19 protein-coding genes are annotated in these 19,868 nt (G+C 32.9%); 7 read left to right on the top strand and 12 right to left on the bottom strand.

Annotated features, from left to right (window positions below; translation table 11 throughout):
* Positions 1 to 4: 4 nt before the first annotated feature.
* Together NU08_RS16965 and NU08_RS16960 are read left to right on the top strand one after the other, a co-directional pair.
* Positions 5 to 979 (top strand): ornithine cyclodeaminase family protein, encoded by a 975-nt coding sequence (locus NU08_RS16965; RefSeq protein ID WP_129748298.1) that lies wholly within the window; start codon positions 5 to 7, stop codon positions 977 to 979.
* The gene (locus NU08_RS16960) at positions 972 to 2,039 is read left to right on the top strand and encodes a proline racemase family protein (RefSeq protein WP_129748297.1); all 1,068 of its coding nucleotides are present in this window, start codon (positions 972 to 974) and stop codon (positions 2,037 to 2,039) included. The genes NU08_RS16965 and NU08_RS16960 overlap by 8 nt, the downstream gene beginning before the upstream one ends.
* A 139-nt stretch (positions 2,040 to 2,178) precedes the next feature.
* On the opposite strand, the gene NU08_RS16955 is transcribed toward NU08_RS16960, so the two are convergent.
* The 4 genes from NU08_RS16955 to NU08_RS16940 are packed head-to-tail and all read right to left on the bottom strand — an operon-like array spanning position 2,179 to position 4,586.
* Entirely contained in the window at positions 2,179 to 3,177 is a 999-nt protein-coding gene (locus NU08_RS16955; protein WP_129748296.1) for a hypothetical protein, read from the bottom strand.
* A gap of 9 nt (positions 3,178 to 3,186) precedes the next feature.
* The gene (locus NU08_RS16950) at positions 3,187 to 3,480 is read right to left on the bottom strand and encodes a hypothetical protein (RefSeq protein ID WP_129748295.1); all 294 of its coding nucleotides are present in this window, start codon (positions 3,478 to 3,480) and stop codon (positions 3,187 to 3,189) included.
* Between the two features lie 45 nt (positions 3,481 to 3,525).
* Positions 3,526 to 4,191, bottom strand: coding sequence for a hypothetical protein (locus NU08_RS16945; protein WP_129748294.1), 666 nt, complete (start codon positions 4,189 to 4,191; stop codon positions 3,526 to 3,528).
* Positions 4,188 to 4,586 (bottom strand): hypothetical protein, encoded by a 399-nt coding sequence (locus NU08_RS16940; RefSeq protein ID WP_129748293.1) that lies wholly within the window; start codon positions 4,584 to 4,586, stop codon positions 4,188 to 4,190. Before NU08_RS16940 ends, NU08_RS16945 begins: the two co-directional genes overlap by 4 nt.
* 267 nt (positions 4,587 to 4,853) lie before the next feature.
* Here NU08_RS16940 and NU08_RS16935 point away from each other — a divergent pair, with 267 nt between their 5' ends.
* From NU08_RS16935 to NU08_RS22455, 5 genes are all read left to right on the top strand, one after another.
* Complete coding sequence (locus NU08_RS16935; RefSeq protein ID WP_129748292.1) at positions 4,854 to 5,600, top strand: LytR/AlgR family response regulator transcription factor; 747 nt, start codon at positions 4,854 to 4,856, stop codon at positions 5,598 to 5,600.
* Positions 5,600 to 7,522, top strand: coding sequence for a histidine kinase (locus tag NU08_RS16930; protein ID WP_129748291.1), 1,923 nt, complete (start codon positions 5,600 to 5,602; stop codon positions 7,520 to 7,522). The genes NU08_RS16935 and NU08_RS16930 overlap by 1 nt, the downstream gene beginning before the upstream one ends.
* A gap of 134 nt (positions 7,523 to 7,656) precedes the next feature.
* A complete protein-coding gene (locus NU08_RS16925; RefSeq protein ID WP_129748290.1) occupies positions 7,657 to 8,925 on the top strand; it encodes a hypothetical protein in 1,269 nt (422 codons plus the stop codon).
* 54 nt (positions 8,926 to 8,979) lie between these two features.
* The gene (locus tag NU08_RS16920; protein ID WP_129748289.1) at positions 8,980 to 10,392 is read left to right on the top strand and encodes a tetratricopeptide repeat protein; all 1,413 of its coding nucleotides are present in this window, start codon (positions 8,980 to 8,982) and stop codon (positions 10,390 to 10,392) included.
* Positions 10,393 to 10,459: 67 nt separating this feature from the next.
* Positions 10,460 to 11,935: a hypothetical protein gene (locus NU08_RS22455; protein WP_207214080.1), complete on the top strand. Its 1,476-nt coding sequence runs from the start codon at positions 10,460 to 10,462 to the stop codon at positions 11,933 to 11,935.
* Positions 11,936 to 11,955: 20 nt separating this feature from the next.
* Here the strand turns inward: NU08_RS22455 and NU08_RS16910 are convergent, their stop codons facing one another.
* From NU08_RS16910 to NU08_RS16875, 8 genes are all read right to left on the bottom strand, one after another.
* Positions 11,956 to 12,414, bottom strand: coding sequence for an RNA methyltransferase (locus NU08_RS16910; protein WP_129748288.1), 459 nt, complete (start codon positions 12,412 to 12,414; stop codon positions 11,956 to 11,958).
* A 146-nt stretch (positions 12,415 to 12,560) separates the two neighbouring features.
* Complete coding sequence (locus tag NU08_RS22450; RefSeq protein ID WP_207214079.1) at positions 12,561 to 14,618, bottom strand: DUF4157 domain-containing protein; 2,058 nt, start codon at positions 14,616 to 14,618, stop codon at positions 12,561 to 12,563.
* Between the two features lie 44 nt (positions 14,619 to 14,662).
* Positions 14,663 to 15,223: an HNH endonuclease gene (locus NU08_RS16900; protein ID WP_129748287.1), complete on the bottom strand. Its 561-nt coding sequence runs from the start codon at positions 15,221 to 15,223 to the stop codon at positions 14,663 to 14,665.
* 55 nt (positions 15,224 to 15,278) lie between these two features.
* Positions 15,279 to 16,067 carry a GH-E family nuclease gene (locus NU08_RS16895; protein ID WP_129748286.1) on the bottom strand — a complete coding sequence of 263 codons (789 nt, stop codon included), beginning with the start codon at positions 16,065 to 16,067 and terminating at the stop codon, positions 15,279 to 15,281.
* A 28-nt stretch (positions 16,068 to 16,095) separates the two neighbouring features.
* A complete protein-coding gene (locus tag NU08_RS16890; RefSeq protein ID WP_129748285.1) occupies positions 16,096 to 16,671 on the bottom strand; it encodes a hypothetical protein in 576 nt (191 codons plus the stop codon).
* A gap of 6 nt (positions 16,672 to 16,677) precedes the next feature.
* On the bottom strand, positions 16,678 to 18,045 hold the full coding sequence (locus NU08_RS16885; RefSeq protein ID WP_129748284.1) for an ATP-binding protein: 1,368 nt from the start codon (positions 18,043 to 18,045) through the stop codon (positions 16,678 to 16,680).
* A complete protein-coding gene (locus tag NU08_RS16880; protein ID WP_129748283.1) occupies positions 18,035 to 18,958 on the bottom strand; it encodes a hypothetical protein in 924 nt (307 codons plus the stop codon). The genes NU08_RS16885 and NU08_RS16880 overlap by 11 nt, the downstream gene beginning before the upstream one ends.
* Before the next feature lie 67 nt (positions 18,959 to 19,025).
* Positions 19,026 to 19,865 carry a hypothetical protein gene (locus NU08_RS16875; protein WP_066034456.1) on the bottom strand — a complete coding sequence of 280 codons (840 nt, stop codon included), beginning with the start codon at positions 19,863 to 19,865 and terminating at the stop codon, positions 19,026 to 19,028.
* Positions 19,866 to 19,868 lie beyond the last annotated feature (3 nt).

Below are 19,868 nucleotides of genomic sequence, written 5' to 3'. Positions count from 1 at the left end.
ATACATGGAACCAATACAACTTATTTCAGATCATTTCATTGAAGAAAAATGCAATTTTAAAGAACTTATAGAAAGACTTCGGGCAGGATTTTCGACCTCAGATATCAATGTGCCCATGCGCCATCATCATGATTATTCTAATCCTGAGGAAGGCAAAGATTCAACATTACTACTAATGCCGGCGTTTCAAGCAGGCAAAGATTTAGGCGTAAAAATAGTTACAGTAAGTCCTAACAATGGTAAATATAACTTGCCTTCCATTCAGGGAACCTATATTTATCTAGATGGACATAAAGGAAATATAAAGGCAATTCTTGATGCAAAATCATTGACAGGCAAACGCACTGCTGCAACATCTGCCTTAGCAAGCAGCTATCTTTCAAGAAAAGATGCTTCATCTTTGCTGATGATTGGCACTGGAGCATTGGCCATTAACTTGATTCAGGCGCATGCAAGTGTTAGACCAATAAAAGAAGTTTATGTTTGGGGAAGAACGGTAGAAAAAGCACAATTAGTTTGCGATGCACTTAAAAATTCTTCACTGATCTGCAAACCGGTTTCAACCATAGAAGAAGTTATTTCTGAAGTTGATATTATTTCAGCAGCGACTTTATCGCCTGTTCCGCTTGTTTTAGGAAAATGGCTAAGAGCTGGACAGCACTTAGATCTTGTAGGGGCATATAAAAAAGATATGCGAGAAGCAGACGATGAAGCAGTTTTTAAATCAAGCCTATTCCTTGATACTTATCAGGGCGGACTAAAGGAAAGCGGCGATATTTTGATTCCGCTTACAAATGGAATCATTACAAAAGAAACAATCAAAGCAGATTTATTTGAACTATGTAGCAATGCAAAGCTGGGTAGAACATCAGATGATGAAATTACCTATTTTAAATCTGTTGGACATGCGCTGGAAGATCTTGTTGCTGCGGGATATTTTTATGAAGAGTATAATTTAAAAACACAAAAAAATGCCTAATACCTACCAAAATATTTGTAATAATATAGATTATAAAGCAGATGCTTCTGTACTGCAAATAAAAACCATTGACATGCACACAGGTGGCGAGCCTTTACGTGTAATTGTTTCTGGTTTTCCAGAGCTTAAAGGAAATACTGTTTTAGAATACCGAAGAGATATAAAAGAAAATTATGATTATTTAAGAACAGCATTGATGTTTGAACCTCGCGGACATGCTGATATGTATGGTTGCATTCTGCTTCCGCCAAATGATGAAGGGGCAGATTTTGGTATTCTTTTCATGCATAATGAAGGATATAGCAGCATGTGTGGTCATGCTATTATTGCTATAAGTACTTTGGCGGTCAAAATGAATTGGATAAATGTGAAAGAGGGTGAAAATGAATTGAAAATTGATGCTCCTTGTGGCCGAATCTTTTCGTTTGTTAATGTATTAAATGGAGAAGTAACAGGAGTGAAGTTTCATTGTGTGCCAAGTTTTGCAGTTGGTTTAGATCGTATTGTAAATGTTGAAGGTATTGGCAATATTGTATATGATTTGGCTTACGGAGGTGCTTTTTATGCTTATGTTGATTTGAGAAAAAATACGCATTTGAATTTTGGTTTAACCGAGGAAAATTATCGCGCAATTATTCAAACAGGTGTAGATATAAAACATGCAGTAATGAATCAAGACAAAGAAATTGTACATCCGTTTGAGGAGGACTTGAGCTTTTTATACGGAACTATTTTTATCGATGAACCAATGGATATTTCCAATCACAGCCGAAATGTTTGCGTTTTCGCCGATGGAGAAGTAGATCGTTCTCCGACAGGTTCTGGTGTTTCAGGAAGAATAGCAATTGAAAGAGCTAGAAATGCCATAGATACGAATAAATTTATCACGATAGAAAGTATAACGGGAAGTACATTTATTGGGTCGCTTGTGAGAGAAGAAAAATTTGGATCTTTCAACGCTGTAATTCCTCAAGTTGAAGGAACTGCTTTTGTAACGGGAATAAATACATTTTTAATAGACCCGAAAGATCCTATGAAGAATGGTTTTATACTAAGATAGTTACGATTTAATTATGTTTTTTATTCGAAAATTCCATAACAAGAGAAATTTTTCTTTTGTTATGGAATTTTGCCATTTATAAAAGAAATGCGGTATTACATTTTGGTATAAAATAGAATAAGCATTATAGCGCTAGTACTTATGGTTTTGAAGAATATAAATCTTTTAGAGAAATAGCGATGCCATTTTTAGAAATTTCACATTTGGCATAAGCATTTTTATAAACCTTAAAAGTAAATTTTATATCGCTTGGAGAAGTGCTTTCATTTAATTTTCTAAAAGCGCTTAAAATTTCAATAGGAGACAGTTCATATTGAATGTTGTATTTCTTTTTCTTTTTATCCTCCCAATAGATATAAAATATTTTCGGAATGTTACGACTTGAAACAGTATCAGCATCTTCTGAAATTTCTATTCTGTTGTCTTTAAATGAATATGCATAAAAACTTGTCAACACCTCGTGTTCTTCCATTTCGACTTTTGCAGACCATTTGTAATGATTTTGAAGCAAATCAGAATAATCAGTTATGTTTTCAATGCTTTCAAAACGATTGTATTTTTCTCCTAAAGATTCTTCATAAACCAGCATATCCAAATTTCCTGTGGTTTCTTTTGCAGTAAATGCTTCCAAAAGCTGGGGTTCAGTATTTGCTTTTTCATTTCGAATTATTTTTAAAAAGATTTTACCCTTAGGTTGTATTTCTAATATTAAAATGGGAGCGGCATCTTTTTCGGTAACCAAATCTTTCATTTTTTCATATGGAACCAAAGTTTGAAGTTTGTAAAATATGCGTTCATCCGCAGAGAAATACTTTAGGTTGAGAGAATCTGGCAGAAGCTCTTTCTGCCAGATTTTGAAAAAAACAGAATTCTCACTTTTGAAATTAGTTACTCGTTTTGATTCAGAATCGATATTACTTTCAGAATGGTTGAAAGTATTAAAAAAAGTAGCGTCTATGATTTGAATGATATTTGAATTTTCTGCTGTTGGATTTTCTAAATTGCTATGAATTTCGGCATTCCAATACATTTTGTCCTGTTCTTTATTTTTAAACCTTGTTGAAAAATAAAGAGTAATGACTGAAATAAGAATTACAACTAAGAAGATGTTGATATAATCAAGTTTTGTGTTTTTCATGGTCTTCAATTAATGTTGATAAGCTTTTCCTAAAGCTCCTAGATACGAGAATGTCACAAAGGCAATAATTGAAATAACAACCAGAAATATAGAAAAGTATCTGAATTCTTTTTTATAAGGAATATTGCTGAAAAATATCGAAATCAAAACTGAAATTGCTGGAATTGAAAAGCAGAAAGCGAGCGCGAATAAACCATTATATTTAGATGAGACTGACATTAAATTCATGTAATCTAAATAATTGTATAGCGCTACTTCTATGCAAAACAATAAGATAATTGTGATGAAAGGATTATTTTTCATGAATAAATGATTATATAGATTATTAAATTTAGTAAATGCTGCGGTTTATTTTGCATTAATCTGTGAATAGATTTTGCCTTTCCAAAATAGTGGCTTGTCTAGGTTTTCGGGATGTTCAAAAATAAAGTCAAATTTTGCTTTTAGAATTCCGTTATTCCATAAATCTCGGTCAATCTTAATACATCCTTTTTTGCAAGCATAAATCTGTTTTCCTTTCGAACCTGAAATGCTATTTAACTCAATTACAGGAATACATTTATCCTTTGTAATTTTCAGAATCAGACTGCTATGAGCTGCTGCATTTTTATTAGTAAAACAATAAATGGTATCTCTGCTCATTCTTTTAACGGTTGCAAAATTTGAAACCCCCCATTCATAACTGTTGGTTTTAGATTTAATCGAATGAAATATGTGAGTAGTGTCTACCAGCTGATAAAATTTTGCCAAAGAATCTGTATAGATTTTTCCATTCTCATCTTTCATCCTGTCTGTTTCTGGCAGACAAAATCCATCGCAACTTAATTGTCCAAAATCGTTTTTATAAACTCCTTCCGGATAATCCCAGTTTTTTGTAAAAGAAAAATCGCCAGATACATTTTTCTGCCAATTGATTTTAATTTCTCCATTTTCTAAGATTTCTTTTTTGCCAATTACAGAAATGCTAAATAGAAAGATGATGATCAAAAAAGTGCAAAATAAAAACTTTGTCATTCTGATTTTGTAAATGTGAGATATTTTTCACCGCATTGCGTAAAATGTGCATATTCATTCATTGAATTTCCGTAATTCTGAATTTGTATTTTATTGGTCTCATATATTCCGCCAATTTTTCCAAAAGAGAGATAAACAGTTTCATCTTCAGTCTGTTTTTCAACTTTACCTTTTGAAATTATTTTATTTCTGTCAAAAATTAAAAATGAATATTCTTCAGCTTTTTTTTCGATTTTAATCTTGAATCTTGAATTCTCGCAAGATGTCAAAGCATACACGCCAGTAATTTCTCGATCATTATTGGAATATGAAACCGCAGATTCCTTTTTTTGTAAAGCATTGATAAAAAGAAAAAGGCTCGACAGAGTACAAAGGATAAAGTTTTTGTAAATCATGATATTAAATAAAATAGTAAACTGATATTACAAATTTGAAAATAAAAGATTTGCAGATTTACTCTAATATAAATTCGCTGAAAAATTAAGGAGATTTGCCATATTCTTTTTTAAAAATGAAAAAAATATATCTAGAATACAGCATTCAAGACATTGAAATAAAAAATTATATATTCGTACTACAAATTTTGAACTTAATAAAGAACCACTGTCTAGACGTTTTTATTAGAGTAAAGAATTTAATTTGTAAAACTGTTATTTCCTAGTATGAACAAAATACGGACCTTAATAATAGAAGACGAACCAGCAATTAGAAAAGAATTGCAATGGTTAGTCTCGCAAGAAGATTCTCTAAAACTTGAAGCAATGGCAGCTTCGGTAAAAGAATCAGTGCAAATCTTGAAAGCTACAGACATCGATTTGATTTTGATGGATATTCAGCTTACTGATGGTACAGCTTTCGATATATTGAACCAAATAGAAGAGACTTCTTTTCATATCATTTTTATCACTGCTTACAATCATTTTGCTATAAAAGCCATTAAATATGGCGCGCTTGATTATCTTTTAAAACCAATCGATAATGATGAATTTGTGGCAGCAATACAAAAAATAAAAAAAGTAAAAAAGACTGACTATTTGAATCAGATTAATCTTTTGAAAGAATATAGTTCAAGAACGATCGATATGAGTTCCAGAATCTGTATCACATCTTTAGATTGTATGCAGATTGTTCGTCTCAACGACATTGTATATCTGTCTGGCGAAGGATCTTATACGCAAATTCATTTGGAAAATAAAAAAGTAGTAACAGCTTCTAAACCATTAAAATATTATGAAGATATTCTGCCTGAGAACTTTTTCATAAAAACCCATCAGTCTTATATTGTCAACAAAGATTTTATTGATAAGTATATAAAAACAGGCATAATTGTCATGAAAAATAACTCCGAAATTCCTGTTGCAACCCGAAGGAAAGAGTTTGTGATAAATCATTTAAATCCTTTGAGATAATGAAAAAAACATTGTTTTTTTTGCTGCTGACTGTTATTTCTTGTCAGCATAAATCTGAAAAAGTTTCGATTCATCCAGAAAAAATACTTGAAAAATTACAGACAATCAGCGATAGTCTAGATCAGAATCCCGATGCTGATAAATTGGCTTTCTGGTCTGGCAAACTCAAAGAAAAAGATTTTTCAAAAACAAGTCCAGCTTTAGCATTTATACATTACAATCTAGCTAAAAACCTAGTGAAAAAAGATATTGACAGTGCCAAACAGCATATCAATTTTGCTTTAGGTATTGTAGAAAAAGAAAAGGAATTCAATGCGCTAAAATTTACCATTTACAATGGAGCAGGTTTAATTTCAGAACTTGAAGGAAAATTTTATCAATCGGTTTATTATTTCAATAAATCTGCTGCCATCATTATGAATGACGATTCGCTAAAATGCAAACCAATGGCAAAAGTCATCTGTTTGCTAAATGCGGCTCAGGACAACAATAAAATCAGCCAATACCAAAAATCAATTGAACAGAATCAGCTTGCCTTAAAAATCTTAAAAGGACTTCCTGAGGATAATTATAAATATAATTTCAGAGCTTATTCGCAATTGTTTACAGCTTGTGAAGAAAGCAATATTTATAAGCCAGATTCGCTTCTTTTTTACATTAAAAAACTCAAACAGATTTCGGTAAAAACAAATGAGCCAATGCAGGTTAGATTTACTAATGAGCATATGGCGCATTATTATTTGCTAAACAATCAGTACAATAAAGCGATAGATCATTACAATTTGGTAAAAGAATATGATGAAGAAGGTCTATCAGCAAATCCTGAAAGTCCTGTAATGATTAAAAATCTCTACACGACTATTGCCAATCTAATTGATCTTTATGTTCAAACCAAACGTTTTCCTGAGGCAGAAAACTTAATTAAACAAGCTGATAAAATTGAAAACCAGCACTTGCAACTATTATCTTATTATGAAAAATGTCTGAATAAGAAAGCCAAAATGCATTATCATTTTGCCAAAGGAAACAAAGAGGAAGCTCTTGAAGAAGCAGATGAGATATTGGCTCTTAAAGATAATATCCTTAGAAATTCGGGTATTCAGGCGACAGAAGAAATGGCTACGATTTATGAATTGCAGGCCAAAGACAGGTCTATTCATGGGTTAAATAAGACGATCGATAATACTGAAAATCGTCTTGAACGAAATCAGTTATTGTTGCTCGTTGTTGGTTTATTGTCGCTGTTGGCCATTTCTTGGATATTCTTGCTTTATTTTTTCCAAAGACAAAAAAGACAAAAACAAGAAAAAGAGAAAATTCTGCTGCAACAGCAATTGTTGAGAACACAAATGGAACCTCATTTTATTTTTAATACTTTGTCTGCCCTGCAAAGTTTTATCAGATTTGATGAAAATGAAAAATCTATAAAATATTTAAGCCAGTTTAGCCGATTGTTGAGAAGCAGTTTAGAATTAAGCCGTAAAAATTATGTGCCTCTGGATCAGGAAATCGAAGCGATTGAAAATTATTTGAGCTTGCAGCAGATGCGTTTTGAATATGCTTTCGCTTACAAAATAGTAGTGCCAGAGATGGATACTTCGTCTTTGCTGATACCTCCAATGCTGATTCAGCCTTTTGTTGAAAATGCCATTATTCATGGTATAGGAAATCTTTCTGATCAAGGATTGATAACATTAGAAATCGTAGTGCAAGAAAATCAGATCGTGGTGAAAATTGCAGATAACGGAAAAGGCTATCAGGATAAATCAAATGTCGATTCTGATCATCAATCATTATCAGGTACTATAGCCCGAGAACGTTTGGAGATTTTAGCTAGAGAAAATAAAATTAAAACCAACATAGAAATTATTTCTAATGACAACGGAACTATAGTTTTACTGACGCTTCCTCTTAAGAACTAAAGACGCTAAAAAACGGATTTACAAAAAATCTTTACGAATATTCAATAACAGCATACGGATTTATATCGGTCCAAATCTGTATGCTTATATTTTTCAAATTTGTCTTGAAATAGATAGATAAAAACAAGAATAATTTGAAAGCTAAAAGCAATTTAATAGGTGTCGTGCTGTGTTTACTTTTGTTGACGGCATGTTCTAAAAAAATACTAACCGACAATCCTGAACCAGAGGCAATGCTTTATGAAATTAACCATAAAGAAGATGTCAGTTTGGTTTTCTTTGATCATAATCAGGAAGATGGTTTAGAAAAGCATTTAAAAATATACAAGAGATTTGCCGAAGCTTTTGATACAATTCAAGACGTGCATGTGTTTCATGTCAATGAGGATTGTGTAATAGAGTTTAGGAATTACGGCTACTATTATTTTTATAACCATGATTCCAAACTCAAATCAGGAATGATATTGTCCAATGGTGTCGATAAACCGATTCTAGTGACCAATCCAGATAAGTATATTGAAACTTACGAATCGTATTTTAAAGTTCCTTTTAATGATAAAGTTTATTATGGCAAGTTGCGAGTGGCCGAGATTGCAGAAAGACAAAAGGAATCGGAAAAAGAATTAAAATCAAAATTTAAAGTAGATCAAAACTACGCTGATAATTTGATACAAAATTCAAGCATTTCTTATTATCCAAAGCCCAATGCTTTTTTGGGCTGTTCTACAGGAAAAGTAACTGCAAAAGCATTTAGAGAAAGTACCAAAACTGCTAAGAGTTTTTTGCAGATAGAAACACTGTATGACAAAAATGGATTGATAAAACAATATTCGACTATTATTAATGGCGCACTGTATTCCGAAGATTTGTATTATAGAAATTCATACCATTTGATTGACAGTATAGTGCGAAGAAATGAAAAGGGAGAAAAATCTAAAGATGTTTTTAAATATAGCAAAAAACAATTCAGCATCATTTCTGTAGATCAGAAAAATGTAATGATTGCTAAAGTGTTTCATCTTAATGATAAATTTCAGTGCGCAAAGAGCGAAACAGTAAATGGGAGCGGAGATGTGGTTGCTATTACTTTTTTCGAGTATGATGAATTTGGAAGGATTGTAAAAGAGGTTAATGCAACGCAGAAACTGGTCTATGAATATAAAAACGACCAAGAAGTTTTTTATTCTAAAATGAAAATTTACAGCATAAAAGATAATGCATTGCTTTCTGAGAACATAAGATATTCAGAAGGTAAGAAAGACATTTTTATAGCGAAGGAAGGAAACAAGATTTTAGCAAAAACTGTTTCTTTAAATAATTCCAACGGTTGTATTAAAACGGTATACAATTACAACTCTGGCAATAAATTGAGTGAAGCATATGAATATTCATATGAGAATTAATTCCTTTTTTCTAATCAGATTTTTTAGCAAACCAACTTCTAATAGACAAAATATATGAGGCTTATCATTTTTATTTTTCTTGCTTTCACATCTTTAACAGGTATTGCGCAGGAAAAAATCCAAAAAGAGATTAATTATATCCGCAGTTTCCGTAAAGAATCCGATAGAATTGTTGTAGAGTTGGGCATTAAGCCGAGGCTATGTTTTATACCAACAAAAAATAATCCAAATTATGTCAAGTTTAGTGCATTAGTGCAACCGTATCAAAAGAAAGAAAATTTATATGAGATCGGAATTGAAGAGCAGACGGGGAAAATAAAATCGCTCAGAATTTTGAATAAGAACGAAACAGTACAAAACCAATCTATAAAACCGTTTTTTCCTGCTGCCGTTGCGGCAGTTTCAGCAAGCCAATTACCTGAAAAATATTATGATGAAGCACTAGAATTATATAACAAAGAACAATATCAAGAAGCGATTGAAACTGTAACCAAGTCGATAGAGATAAATACTCAAGACCCAGAATATCATCAGCTAAAAGCGCTTTGTTTGGCCCACCTACAGCAATATAAAGATTCTACTGATGAAGCAGAATACGCACTCGAAATGGATATGGCAAATGCTGAATTGTATGAATTGATTGCAAATAATTATTATTTTTTAAAGGATAACGAAAATGCAATTAAAAATTTTGAGAAAGCGATTGAATATGATATAAACATTATAGTTAGGATTTATCATAATTATATCAAATGTCTAATTGATATTCCTATTCCGCAACGGGCTATAGAAATTTACAAACTGTACAAATATCGTTTAGACAGTCCTAATAACTTTGGAGATAATTCGGGAGATTTTGCAGATGATTTAGAATTCTACGCCGGTCAGGCATATCAACAGATAGTAGATTGGGGGACTGCTGCTGAAATTTATGACCGGCTAATTGTTGTGCATCCTGATGTTTACGGATACCGAGCACAAAGGGGAAGACTTTATCAAGAAAAAGGGGAATTTCCAGCAGCTATCAGAGATTTTGAAATAGCCCTAAAATTGGATGAAAACGAGAATATTTTACTGACCAATTTGGCCGCGATCTATCAGGAACTTTATGACTATAAAAAGGCTGAAGCTGCTTATAATAAATATTTGAGCAAAAATCCTGACGATGCTGTGCAAATAAGCAATTACGGATATCTGTTATTGGATGAGAAGCGTTATAAAGAAGCACAGATAAAATTTGAAACTTCTTTTAAAATTGATTCCACCAGTATTGATACGCATATCGGAAGAATACTTGCTGCGTATTTGCTTGGCGATTCAAGAAAGAAAAATATCTTTATTGCTGAAGCAAAATCTCATTTTCCTAATATCGAGATTAATGTTGCTACCTTAAATGCTCTTATAATAACAGGTAATTATTATTATTCCGAGAAGATTATTGGCATTTGGAAAGAGGCGGTTAATTAAAGTTTTAAAGTATTAGAATTAGAATTTAAATATTACGTTTTATTTACAGAAATATTAAAAAAACATCATGCGCATCATATTCATTATTTTTTTGTTTTTATCATCTACTGTAAGATGTGTTTCACAGGATTTACAAGTTTATTCTCCTTCAAAAAAAGAAAAGCTTTCAACAGAAGCATACGAAGTTTTTAGAACCAATAAGTTTTTAGATTTTAAAGATAAAGACAGCTTGATTGAAAAGATTGACGGAGCTATTTATAAGAAAACCAATTTGAATACATTTTTCCAGCATAAAAAAGATTGGGGAAAAATTCAGAAAGAAGATACTGCTTCTTATGCAAAAAAAGGAAATGCAAAATATGCGTATAAAGACAATTCGATGATTGAAACTTATTTAGAGTTTGGCAGTTACAATGTTCGAAAAGAAATAAAAACGGTTTACAATCCCAAAAGTTTTATCCTGCTTTATGAGAAGAAATATTTTGTGGGAGAAAACTACAATCGCACTGAAAGCATTGTTAACGAATATGATAATCAAAATAGGGTGATTAAAATTACAAAGCGAACTGAATACAGTAAAAAAGAAAATAATGAAGAATCGATAACTACTATAAAATATGAAAATGAAACCGCTGCCATCACAAATAAAAATGGAACTATTATCTGCAAATTAATTAGCAATAGAAATCTTTCGAAAAGTTCTGCTAAGAAAGAATCTTTATTAGCATTGCCATTTGATTATATGAAATATATGGAGGAATGTTATCTTGAAGAAAATATAGAGTGTGATATAAAGTATCCGAGAGTCGAAGGAAACGAATTAAAATCGATATCAAATTTGGTTTATAAAAAAATCAATAAAAATATTCCCAATGCGATATATCGTATAGATAATGGAGGATTGCCATTTCAGACCTATATTTTAAATATTCGTGATGAAAAAGAGGATTATTTCTTAGATCATTTGGTTATAAATGTAAAAAATCAAGAGTTAATATCAAAGCAGCTTATTGGTATTGAGGCAGATGGTGAAATACAGGAAGATGCTAGTTATATTGCTAAGTCTTTTGTAATAAATAAGGATTTAACGATTAGTATTTTTGAAATTAGATTTTCAAAGATTTATAAGAAGCTAAATGAAAACTATAGAATAACAACTGATGGAAAAATATTAAGTTTAAGAAGCAAATCTATTGATAAGGAAGAAGTGCATCCAAATTCTAAAATGAATGATTGGTCAGGAAAATATAACTTTAAAAGAAAAAACAAAGATGATCTTGTTACCAGTTTTTCGATAGATATTAAAAGTCTAGAAAATATTACTATTATTTATGTAGGTGATAGCGAAAAAGCAGAAGTTTATAAGAATCTAAAGGCAGAGGATGTAGGTGAGGATAAAATTAAAATAGTATTCAATAAAAAATACGATGAGCTTGGAATTATCTACATTCAAAAAAATGATAATCAATACATAATTTCAGGAGAGCCCATTGCAAACATTAATCCTGGGAATGACGAATATGTGTTAAAGAAAATGAATTAGGAAACTTGTCTAAATTGTTATTAAGAACGCGGTTTGGACAAATTTCTATCATACATAACAATAGTTCCCGCCACAGCTACATTCAAGCTTTTTTCTGATTTAAACTTTACTAAATGATGGCATTTTTCCATTACTTTTTTGGATAAGCCGTGATCTTCTGCGCCTAATATATAAACACAACGTCTAGGATGTTCGAAAGTTTCCAAATCGGCAGCTTTTTCAGATAATTCAACGCCAACTAATCTTGCGCCTTTTGGTAAATTTTCAAAAAAAGCTTCAAACGTATCGTAATGGAAATAAGGAATTGCTTTTACTGCGTCATGAGTATCACAGGCTTGTTTGGCATATCGATTTCCGATGGTAAATATAAAAGTAGCGCCTAAGTTTTGGGCCGATCTCCATAAAACACCTAAGTTTTCTGGAGTTTTACCATTTTGTATTCCTATACCAAAGTATTCATTTGTAAAATTGTCGCTCATAAGGCAAAAGTACAAACTGTATGGAGAAAAATCAATACTTTATAAAATGATAGGATATTCTTTATTGAAACAAAGCTTTCGAGAAATTTAATAATTGATATTAAAAGAATTAGATTTTATTGAGGCGTTACAATTAGTTAAAATAACTATCTTAAAAAAGCATCAGTTGTTGCATTTGTCCTTAATTCGGCTAAGTGTAAAGTTTTATTGCCAGAAACAGGTATATTAGCATATGTATCTTTACGAACACCATCGCCAGTACCAAATTTTTCGGCAAGGAAATCTGTTTTTGCATTAACAGTTGGTGTTTCGTCATGGTTTTCTAGGCGTTCTGCAATTTTGGTTAGACAAGCAATAGCCTCTGTTTGAGCCGCTTTTTTAAGACTTGTAGTGCCGCCTTTAACAGCAGTATCTAGCTTAGTATGCGCTTCTCTCATAGCTGTAATGCCTGTGTTTTCCCCTTTAACTTCTTTTGGAGGCGTATATTGAGGTATGCTTGTCAAGATGTCTCGCGCTACTTTATCTTTTTCAGATAATATAATGCTTCTTAAATCATTTTGGGCTTGATGATTTTCTTTCACTGCCGCCAAAGTTATATTAGGTACATTATCTTTAACCCAGATACCATGTAAATCTTTGACATGAGAATGTAAATCACCGGTAAACCAAGGTTTTCTGGTCTTTGCAACTAAACTCAATGTTGGAATAGCTATAGCATTAGAAATACCTTTGGCTAATAACAATAATGCAGTATCTATTTCAGTTTTCGGAGATTCTAATCCTTTATATACCTCACTATCATGAAAACGCTTAAGGATTTTATTATAAACAGCTTCTTGATTATTGTCTGCTCCTGGAGAATCTTTTTGAAACTGTTCGGTTATCTCATGTGGAGTAAGTGCTATGTTTAATTGATAGCCGATTTGGTTTGTTTTTCCTGCCCATTTATTTCTTGCTGTTGCAACTCTAATTAAGGCTGCAGATGCAGTCCATTTCCATCCAGTACCTATATGATCATTGAATGGTAAAGCATTTACATGAGTATTTGCTGTGGCATGTGTGCCTCTAAATGCAACTAAAGCATTAATAAACAAAGTATGTACTTGTGATATGAATGCTTTGTTTATTATTCCATTTGCTCCTCCTGCTAAGAGAGGAGGAGCAACTAGTTCTAACTCTTTTTGAGCATCTGTTTCTAATATAAAGGAGGTATTAAACAAAGGGCTAAAAGGAGCAGATTTTCCTACTTCTGTATGCGAAGGAACATCAACGGTATTTGGAGGGGCTAGTTCCCATGTTGCAAATTCATATTCAAAACCGAAACTGCGGTGTACAGAAAGTATAGCTGACATAGGTACTGCATTTTCAGATAAAAAATTCTGCCATTCTTTTTGTGCATCGAGTAAAGCGGTTAATCCGCCACCCGCGTTCTGAGATTCTCTGTATAAACGTCTTGCTTTGATTTTAGTAGCCTCGTCTGTTATATTAGCGGATGCTAAAAGTGGATCTATAATAGGATCTATATTTTGCCTTATATGTTTCCAACCGTTTCTTATCGAGTTAATTAATACTGCGTTTCCTTGCAGATCCGTATTTGCTTTTCCTCGTTGTTCAGAGGTCAGTTCATCACTTTCTACTATTTGCCCCGTTGCATGAGAATCTGGATAATAGGTTCCGTTGTCTAATTTAATACGTACGAGCTGACGCACTGTTTGTAAATTTAAAGAATTGGTATAATGAACATTCTTTTGCGATCCATCATTTACAAATTGTAGTGCTTTCGTCCCCATAACATCAGCCTCCTTTTCCAAGCCTTTGTCATCATTTACATTGACTTTGCCTTTCATCTGCAGAGTAGGCTTTACTCGCCCTTGTTTTTGCTGTACCACATGCCACGCTTCGTGTGGCAAATGTTTTTCTTGTCCTGAGGCAATATGAATATCTGAACCTTGCGCATAGGCATGAGCATTAAGTTGGGCAGGTTTGTCTGAGTTATAATGTACTTTAACATCATCCATAGAATGACCAGAGAGGTTTTCTATGCCTGATTTTAGATTGTCTGGCAAACCAGTATTATTGACTTTTTTTTGTAAAACAGAAATAGGACGATTATCCTTAAGTTCTCTTGCCTTATTTTGAATAACTTTTTCGCCAGAACTATTCGCGGCAGATTGCGTTTTTGTTTTATCAGTTGAATATTCCATAAAAACTAATTTTAAATGCTATTAGTTATTTTTAGATTTAAGTTTTATCTTCTTTTTTTACTTGGTCTGCGCATATAATTTTTTGCAATTTTTTTTCTGTGCAGTGCATGATATTTCTTGAAACCTGTTACTCCTACATTTGCTCTGTTTCCTCTGGATGTATTGCATGTTCCGCAAAAAATTCTGCCGTTTCTCATGTTATTTTTACCACCTTTTGATGCAGGTTGTATGTGATCAACGTGAAATTGTCCATCGCCCATTCTCCTTCCTTTAAAGGTAGCATAGTGTATTTTTTTGTGTTGGAATCCACAATTCGTGCAGGTATGAAAGCCTCCGTTACTCTTTTTATTTGCCGCTAATTTTTTTTCGCGTTGCTCTTTGGTGAAATTTATCCGTCCCAATTGCACAACATTAGAATTAAAATTGGCAATCGCTTGATTAGATTTTAATTGCCTAACGGAAATATTGGTATTGGTTAAGGTCGAAGACGAAACACGATTATCGGCCAACTGAAAAGTGTTGCCAATAGTATTTCTATTAGGAGTAAGACTGGTTGCCGCTCCTTGATAATCATTTTCTTTTGGAACTTTACTATAGCTATTCATAATGCCTTTCTTTTTATTAAAATTGCGATGAGGAATATATTAGAATATATAGTTTCTACGCTATTATGCCAGAACCGCCTGATCCTGAATCAGGATCATAACGAAAATCTTTATAAAAACCTTTATTTTCAGGTTCATCATCTGATGTATGGTATCCTTCTTCGTCATCATCACTTTCATAATCGACTTTTTTCTTTCTCTCATATTTATGGCTTTCATTGCATACTTTGCAAAAAGCCCTAAGACCGTCTGGATCATTGTGATCTTCTTTCATTTCGTTATCACTGGCTCCTCTAGATTTCAAGTCACGTTCGCGTTGATCCCAAGTAGGAAAATGGTCTAATGCTAGAGCACGTTGCTCGTGATAATTGCCGCTTTTACTTGTATAAGCATACCTTGTTAATTCCAGCTTTTTGCCTCCTTTTTTTGTATAAGCTAAAGGCCGTCTACAAGCAGGACAAGTATATATTTCGTCATATCTGTTATTTACATTAACACGTTTATGAGCAGTGCTTTTTATAACTTGTTCAGTAATATCTGTTGGAACATGAAATCTTTTCTGTTTTTTGGCTTGTGGAGGAATAAATTCGCCACTGCTATCTTCATCGCTTTCAGAATCTTGTCGTTTTCTTTTCTTTTTGTTTTTTTTCTTCTTTTTTTCTTCTCCATCACCTTTTTTTAATTGTATAGATGTAGTATTATATAAGGTTTTTTCTTGAAGTTTTCTTTGAACAACAGAGAATACTCGATTATCCCGTAATTGGGAAGTATTATTTCTTTGAGTCGCATTTGCAGCAATTACAATTGTCTGATTTTCGGATATTTTTTTGTGTTGTTGCGTCATTTTCTTCTTTTTTGAATTGGATAACTGCTTACTCTTCCGAGTCTATTTGATCTTTAAACGATGTGACTTTCACAGGGCCAATACCGCCTAAATAATGAATTGCCGAACAAAAAGGATGATTGTGAATCATAGTTTTTAAATTCTCAAGGTTTTGATCAAAATAGGAGAGTTTTACTTTTTTTCCTGTAATGAGTTTTATCAAATGATCATTTTCTAAAGGATATATTTTAAATAAAGGTTTTCTTGCGGCGTAGAAAAGACTTTCATCATCAGCAATAAAAGAAATTTCATTACGGTTTTCTTTTAGTTTTTGAGGATTGTTTTTTAATAAATGAATAATCTTAGCCTCAATTTTACTTACCATTTCATCTACACTTTTTTCAGTAGTTTGTACAACCAAATAAAGATTTTGGCTTGTAATAAGATATCCGTTTATGAAAAAAAAGATTTTGTCGTCGAAATCATTTAAAGCCATTGCAATGATGGTGTTGACATAATTGGAATCGAAATATTTTTTCCAGCTTCCAATTTTAAGAGTCACTTTAAGGCGATGTAATTGAGGTGCAGCAACGGCAACTTTTTTTATGTTTTCGTTCTTTTTCATAATGCGTCAATTCATTTGAGTAACCACGAGTGTTTTATTCTCCTTTTTAAATTCACGTCTAATGCCTTCCAATAAATCCTGCTGACTCACTATAGTTTCATTTTTCTGAATCGCAGCCAGAGCGCAAAAACGCAATACATTAATAATGGCACCACCAGCCAATTCATACTCTTCAGCAATATTTTCGATATTAATATTTGGATCAAGCTGGCATTTTCCTGAAAATGCTTTTTCCCACAATAGCATTCTTTCTTCGGCGGTTGGCATTGTAAAATGAATCATCGATTGAAACCTTCTAGAGAAAGCTTCATCCATGTTTTCTTTTAAATTGGATGCGAGAATAACTACTCCAGGGAAATCTTCGATTCTTTGCAGTAAATACCCCGTTTGCTGATTGGCGTGCCGATCGTTTGAAGATGTGGCAGTAGTTCTTTTTCCGAAAAGCGCATCGGCTTCATCAAAAAATAAAATCCAATCTTTGTGTTGTGCAACATCAAATATTTTAGACAGATTCTTTTCGGTTTCACCAATATATTTTGAGACAATCATAGAAAGATCAACTCTATAAACTTCTCTATTTGTGCTTTTTCCGAGTAAAGTTGCTGTAAGCGTTTTTCCAGTTCCAGGAGGTCCGTAAAAAAGGGTTCGATAGCCAGGTTTTATTTTGTTTTCAAGACCCCATTCTTTCATAAGAGTTTCGCCATGATTAAGCCAAGCATTAATTTCCATGACCTGATTCATAACATGTTCTTCGAGAACCAAATCGTCCCAATTTAAATTGGTCGAAATTTGTTGAGCTGGAAACGAAACACTATGTTCCAATTTAGGCAGAGTGCCCGTTATGAAAAAGTTTAGCCAGCGTTCATTAATCGAAAGAACCTGATTCAGAATAGGAATATTAGATTCTGTACTTTCCAAAACTAAAACCTGTTCTTTGGCAAGAATATTAGAAGTGTTCAGAATATGGAGCAATTCAATACGTAATTCAGGATTAACAGCCGTAATTAAAAAGGAAAGCGTTTGGCCAGTAGGCAGAAAACCGCTATGATTTTTATTGACAACACCGCCAAATTCTGTAAAGCCTCGATCGTACATCGCATTTTTGCTAAAGAAAATATCTAGTATTTCAGGTTTAATCTGAGGAGCGAGAATCAAAGCTAGAGTAAGTCTTTCGTAGAGATTCAGATCCCATTCCGCTATTTTTTTATAATAAACACTTTCTTCAGTATCTTCATCGGCTTCAGGCAATGGAATATCTTGCCATCGGTTTTCGTGGCCTTCTTGAAGCAGATAACTGCAAATCACCTGATCGATTACCATTTGCAGCCAATCCATTTCATTGTACAAAACCGTGATATTGGAATTAGTTTCCATACGCTCCGAATAGTTTTTCTACATCGTCCAAATTAGCATCAGCCCATTTAAAGTATAACAAAGCCGTATTCGGATTTAACTCATTGCATTGCAGCATATCCAAATAAAAACCTTGTGCATTTTGCATAAGCATCTGAGTATTGTAATCAACATCATTATGAAAATTTGAATCAAAAAAAGAATCTGTCCATGCACTAACATTGTTTTCTCTGGCAATAAAATCACTAATGAAATACGATAGTTTTTCGTCTTGAACGACTAATTTTTTAGCCTTAAAATAAGCGGGTTTTCTTTTGGTTTCTCTATGATAATATTCAATATCTTTTGACTGGATTGTTTTGGTTTTAGAATGTCCAAAAATATCTGTCAGACCAAAGTTTTCTGCTTCACAAGCTAGTTCCAATTCTGCATTTGCTTCCCCAGCTGTAGCGAGAGTAGTGTTTTTGGCTGTTGCACTTTCTGTCACTACGTACAATTCTCTGAAAGAATATAAGGTTTGCGTTAGTTTTATAATTAACTGCTGCTGGATTTCGTTCCAATTATTAATTTTTACAGATTCTGGTTCTTCGGCTTTAAAAATGAAACTTCCTTTATGGGCAAAAGCCAGTATTTGCTTGCTGAATTCAAAATCACCTTCAATAGAACCATGTGCAAGCGATCTTCCTGAATAAGGTTTTGAAATGCCATCGCTAAAATTCCAATTGGCATCATTTAAGGCAATTGTGCTGCTAATATCTGCGTCGTGATGCAATATAATGCCATTGCGATAAATGTTTCCCAGAAGAATGATTTCGCCATTTTTGATTTGGAAATAATCACCAGGAAAAAGACTTTTATTCAACGGTTTTGTAGGCAGAAATCCTCCTGTTTTTAGATAAAACTGTCTGTAAAAATTCTTGTTAGTATGATTCATAACCTTAAAAAATTAGAATTAAAGTCCACTGAATGCAGGATTGAAACAGTGGACATTTTAATTTATTTTAAGAAGCATAAGCCGCAGCAGTTGCCGCAGCTAAACTAGATTGAAGCGACTGAAGCTTGATTTGCGCTTTACTTAAATTGCTTGTTGCAATAACCAATTGTCTTCCAGTTTCATCATTTGCAGTATTTGCCTTTTCGTAAGCAATCTGAGCATTTTTATACGCATTGTATATTAATCCTCTAATAGAAGAATCAGAAGGGGATGGTGCAGGCAAAGTTGCTTCTAAAGATTTGCTATTTGTTAAAGTAAAATACAATTTAGCAGCTTGTTTAGTTTCTAGAGTAATTGCTTCCTCAGATTCAAGAACAGAAGCCTCTGCTGCCAACGTAGATTTTAAAGCAACAAGCGTAAGAGCAACGGCATTGTTTGCGTCTGTGCCTGCAGTGTTGATTCTGGTAATTAAATCATCAGAAATTAACGGATTAAGCGCTTTTTTGCGAATTACAAGATTAGACAGTTTATTAATTATTTCTACAGAATAAATTAATTTGCTAATCAAATCGCTAATCCAAATGCTTACTCTTTTTGAATCCTGAGTTGCAGTTGCCGTTTTTGAAAAGGCATTTTCCGAATTAAGCGCCAAATCGTATGCATTTTGGACAACTTGATCTATTAAGTTTTTATTGCTTAAAGCATGAGAACGATTGCTTTCTGAAACCAATAAATAACCTTGATATCTCGTTGCTTTTTCATTCAGCGAGTTTACAATGGTTTGCTGCTGCTGTACAATTGCAGTTGCATCAACCACTTGATTTTTAATCAAGTCTAGTTCAGCTTTTTTCTTTTCTGTAATTCCGTATCTCTGCAAATTAGGACTTGGTGATAATATAGTTTCCATATA

The organism is Flavobacterium anhuiense (genome assembly GCF_004151235.1).
In the GTDB taxonomy this organism is placed as follows: Bacteria; Bacteroidota; Bacteroidia; order Flavobacteriales; family Flavobacteriaceae; genus Flavobacterium; species Flavobacterium anhuiense_A.
Note: the sequence above shows the minus strand (reverse complement) of the source record. Positions and strands in the feature narration are given on the sequence as shown.

Excerpts from the sequence above, each read along its gene's own strand:
- NU08_RS16965 (WP_129748298.1), top strand. The coding sequence starts at position 5 with ATGGAACCAATACAACTTATTTCAGATCATTTCATTGAAGAAAAATGC.
- NU08_RS16960 (WP_129748297.1), top strand. The coding sequence starts at position 972 with ATGCCTAATACCTACCAAAATATTTGTAATAATATAGATTATAAAGCA.
- NU08_RS16955 (WP_129748296.1), bottom strand. The coding sequence starts at position 3,177 with ATGAAAAACACAAAACTTGATTATATCAACATCTTCTTAGTTGTAATT.
- NU08_RS16950 (WP_129748295.1), bottom strand. The coding sequence starts at position 3,480 with ATGAAAAATAATCCTTTCATCACAATTATCTTATTGTTTTGCATAGAA.
- NU08_RS16945 (WP_129748294.1), bottom strand. The coding sequence starts at position 4,191 with ATGACAAAGTTTTTATTTTGCACTTTTTTGATCATCATCTTTCTATTT.
- NU08_RS16940 (WP_129748293.1), bottom strand. The coding sequence starts at position 4,586 with ATGATTTACAAAAACTTTATCCTTTGTACTCTGTCGAGCCTTTTTCTT.
- NU08_RS16935 (WP_129748292.1), top strand. The coding sequence starts at position 4,854 with ATGAACAAAATACGGACCTTAATAATAGAAGACGAACCAGCAATTAGA.
- NU08_RS16930 (WP_129748291.1), top strand. The coding sequence starts at position 5,600 with ATGAAAAAAACATTGTTTTTTTTGCTGCTGACTGTTATTTCTTGTCAG.
- NU08_RS16920 (WP_129748289.1), top strand. The coding sequence starts at position 8,980 with ATGAGGCTTATCATTTTTATTTTTCTTGCTTTCACATCTTTAACAGGT.
- NU08_RS22455 (WP_207214080.1), top strand. The coding sequence starts at position 10,460 with ATGCGCATCATATTCATTATTTTTTTGTTTTTATCATCTACTGTAAGA.
- NU08_RS16910 (WP_129748288.1), bottom strand. The coding sequence starts at position 12,414 with ATGAGCGACAATTTTACAAATGAATACTTTGGTATAGGAATACAAAAT.
- NU08_RS22450 (WP_207214079.1), bottom strand. The coding sequence starts at position 14,618 with ATGGAATATTCAACTGATAAAACAAAAACGCAATCTGCCGCGAATAGT.
- NU08_RS16900 (WP_129748287.1), bottom strand. The coding sequence starts at position 15,223 with ATGAATAGCTATAGTAAAGTTCCAAAAGAAAATGATTATCAAGGAGCG.
- NU08_RS16895 (WP_129748286.1), bottom strand. The coding sequence starts at position 16,067 with ATGACGCAACAACACAAAAAAATATCCGAAAATCAGACAATTGTAATT.
- NU08_RS16890 (WP_129748285.1), bottom strand. The coding sequence starts at position 16,671 with ATGAAAAAGAACGAAAACATAAAAAAAGTTGCCGTTGCTGCACCTCAA.
- NU08_RS16885 (WP_129748284.1), bottom strand. The coding sequence starts at position 18,045 with ATGGAAACTAATTCCAATATCACGGTTTTGTACAATGAAATGGATTGG.
- NU08_RS16880 (WP_129748283.1), bottom strand. The coding sequence starts at position 18,958 with ATGAATCATACTAACAAGAATTTTTACAGACAGTTTTATCTAAAAACA.
- NU08_RS16875 (WP_066034456.1), bottom strand. The coding sequence starts at position 19,865 with ATGGAAACTATATTATCACCAAGTCCTAATTTGCAGAGATACGGAATT.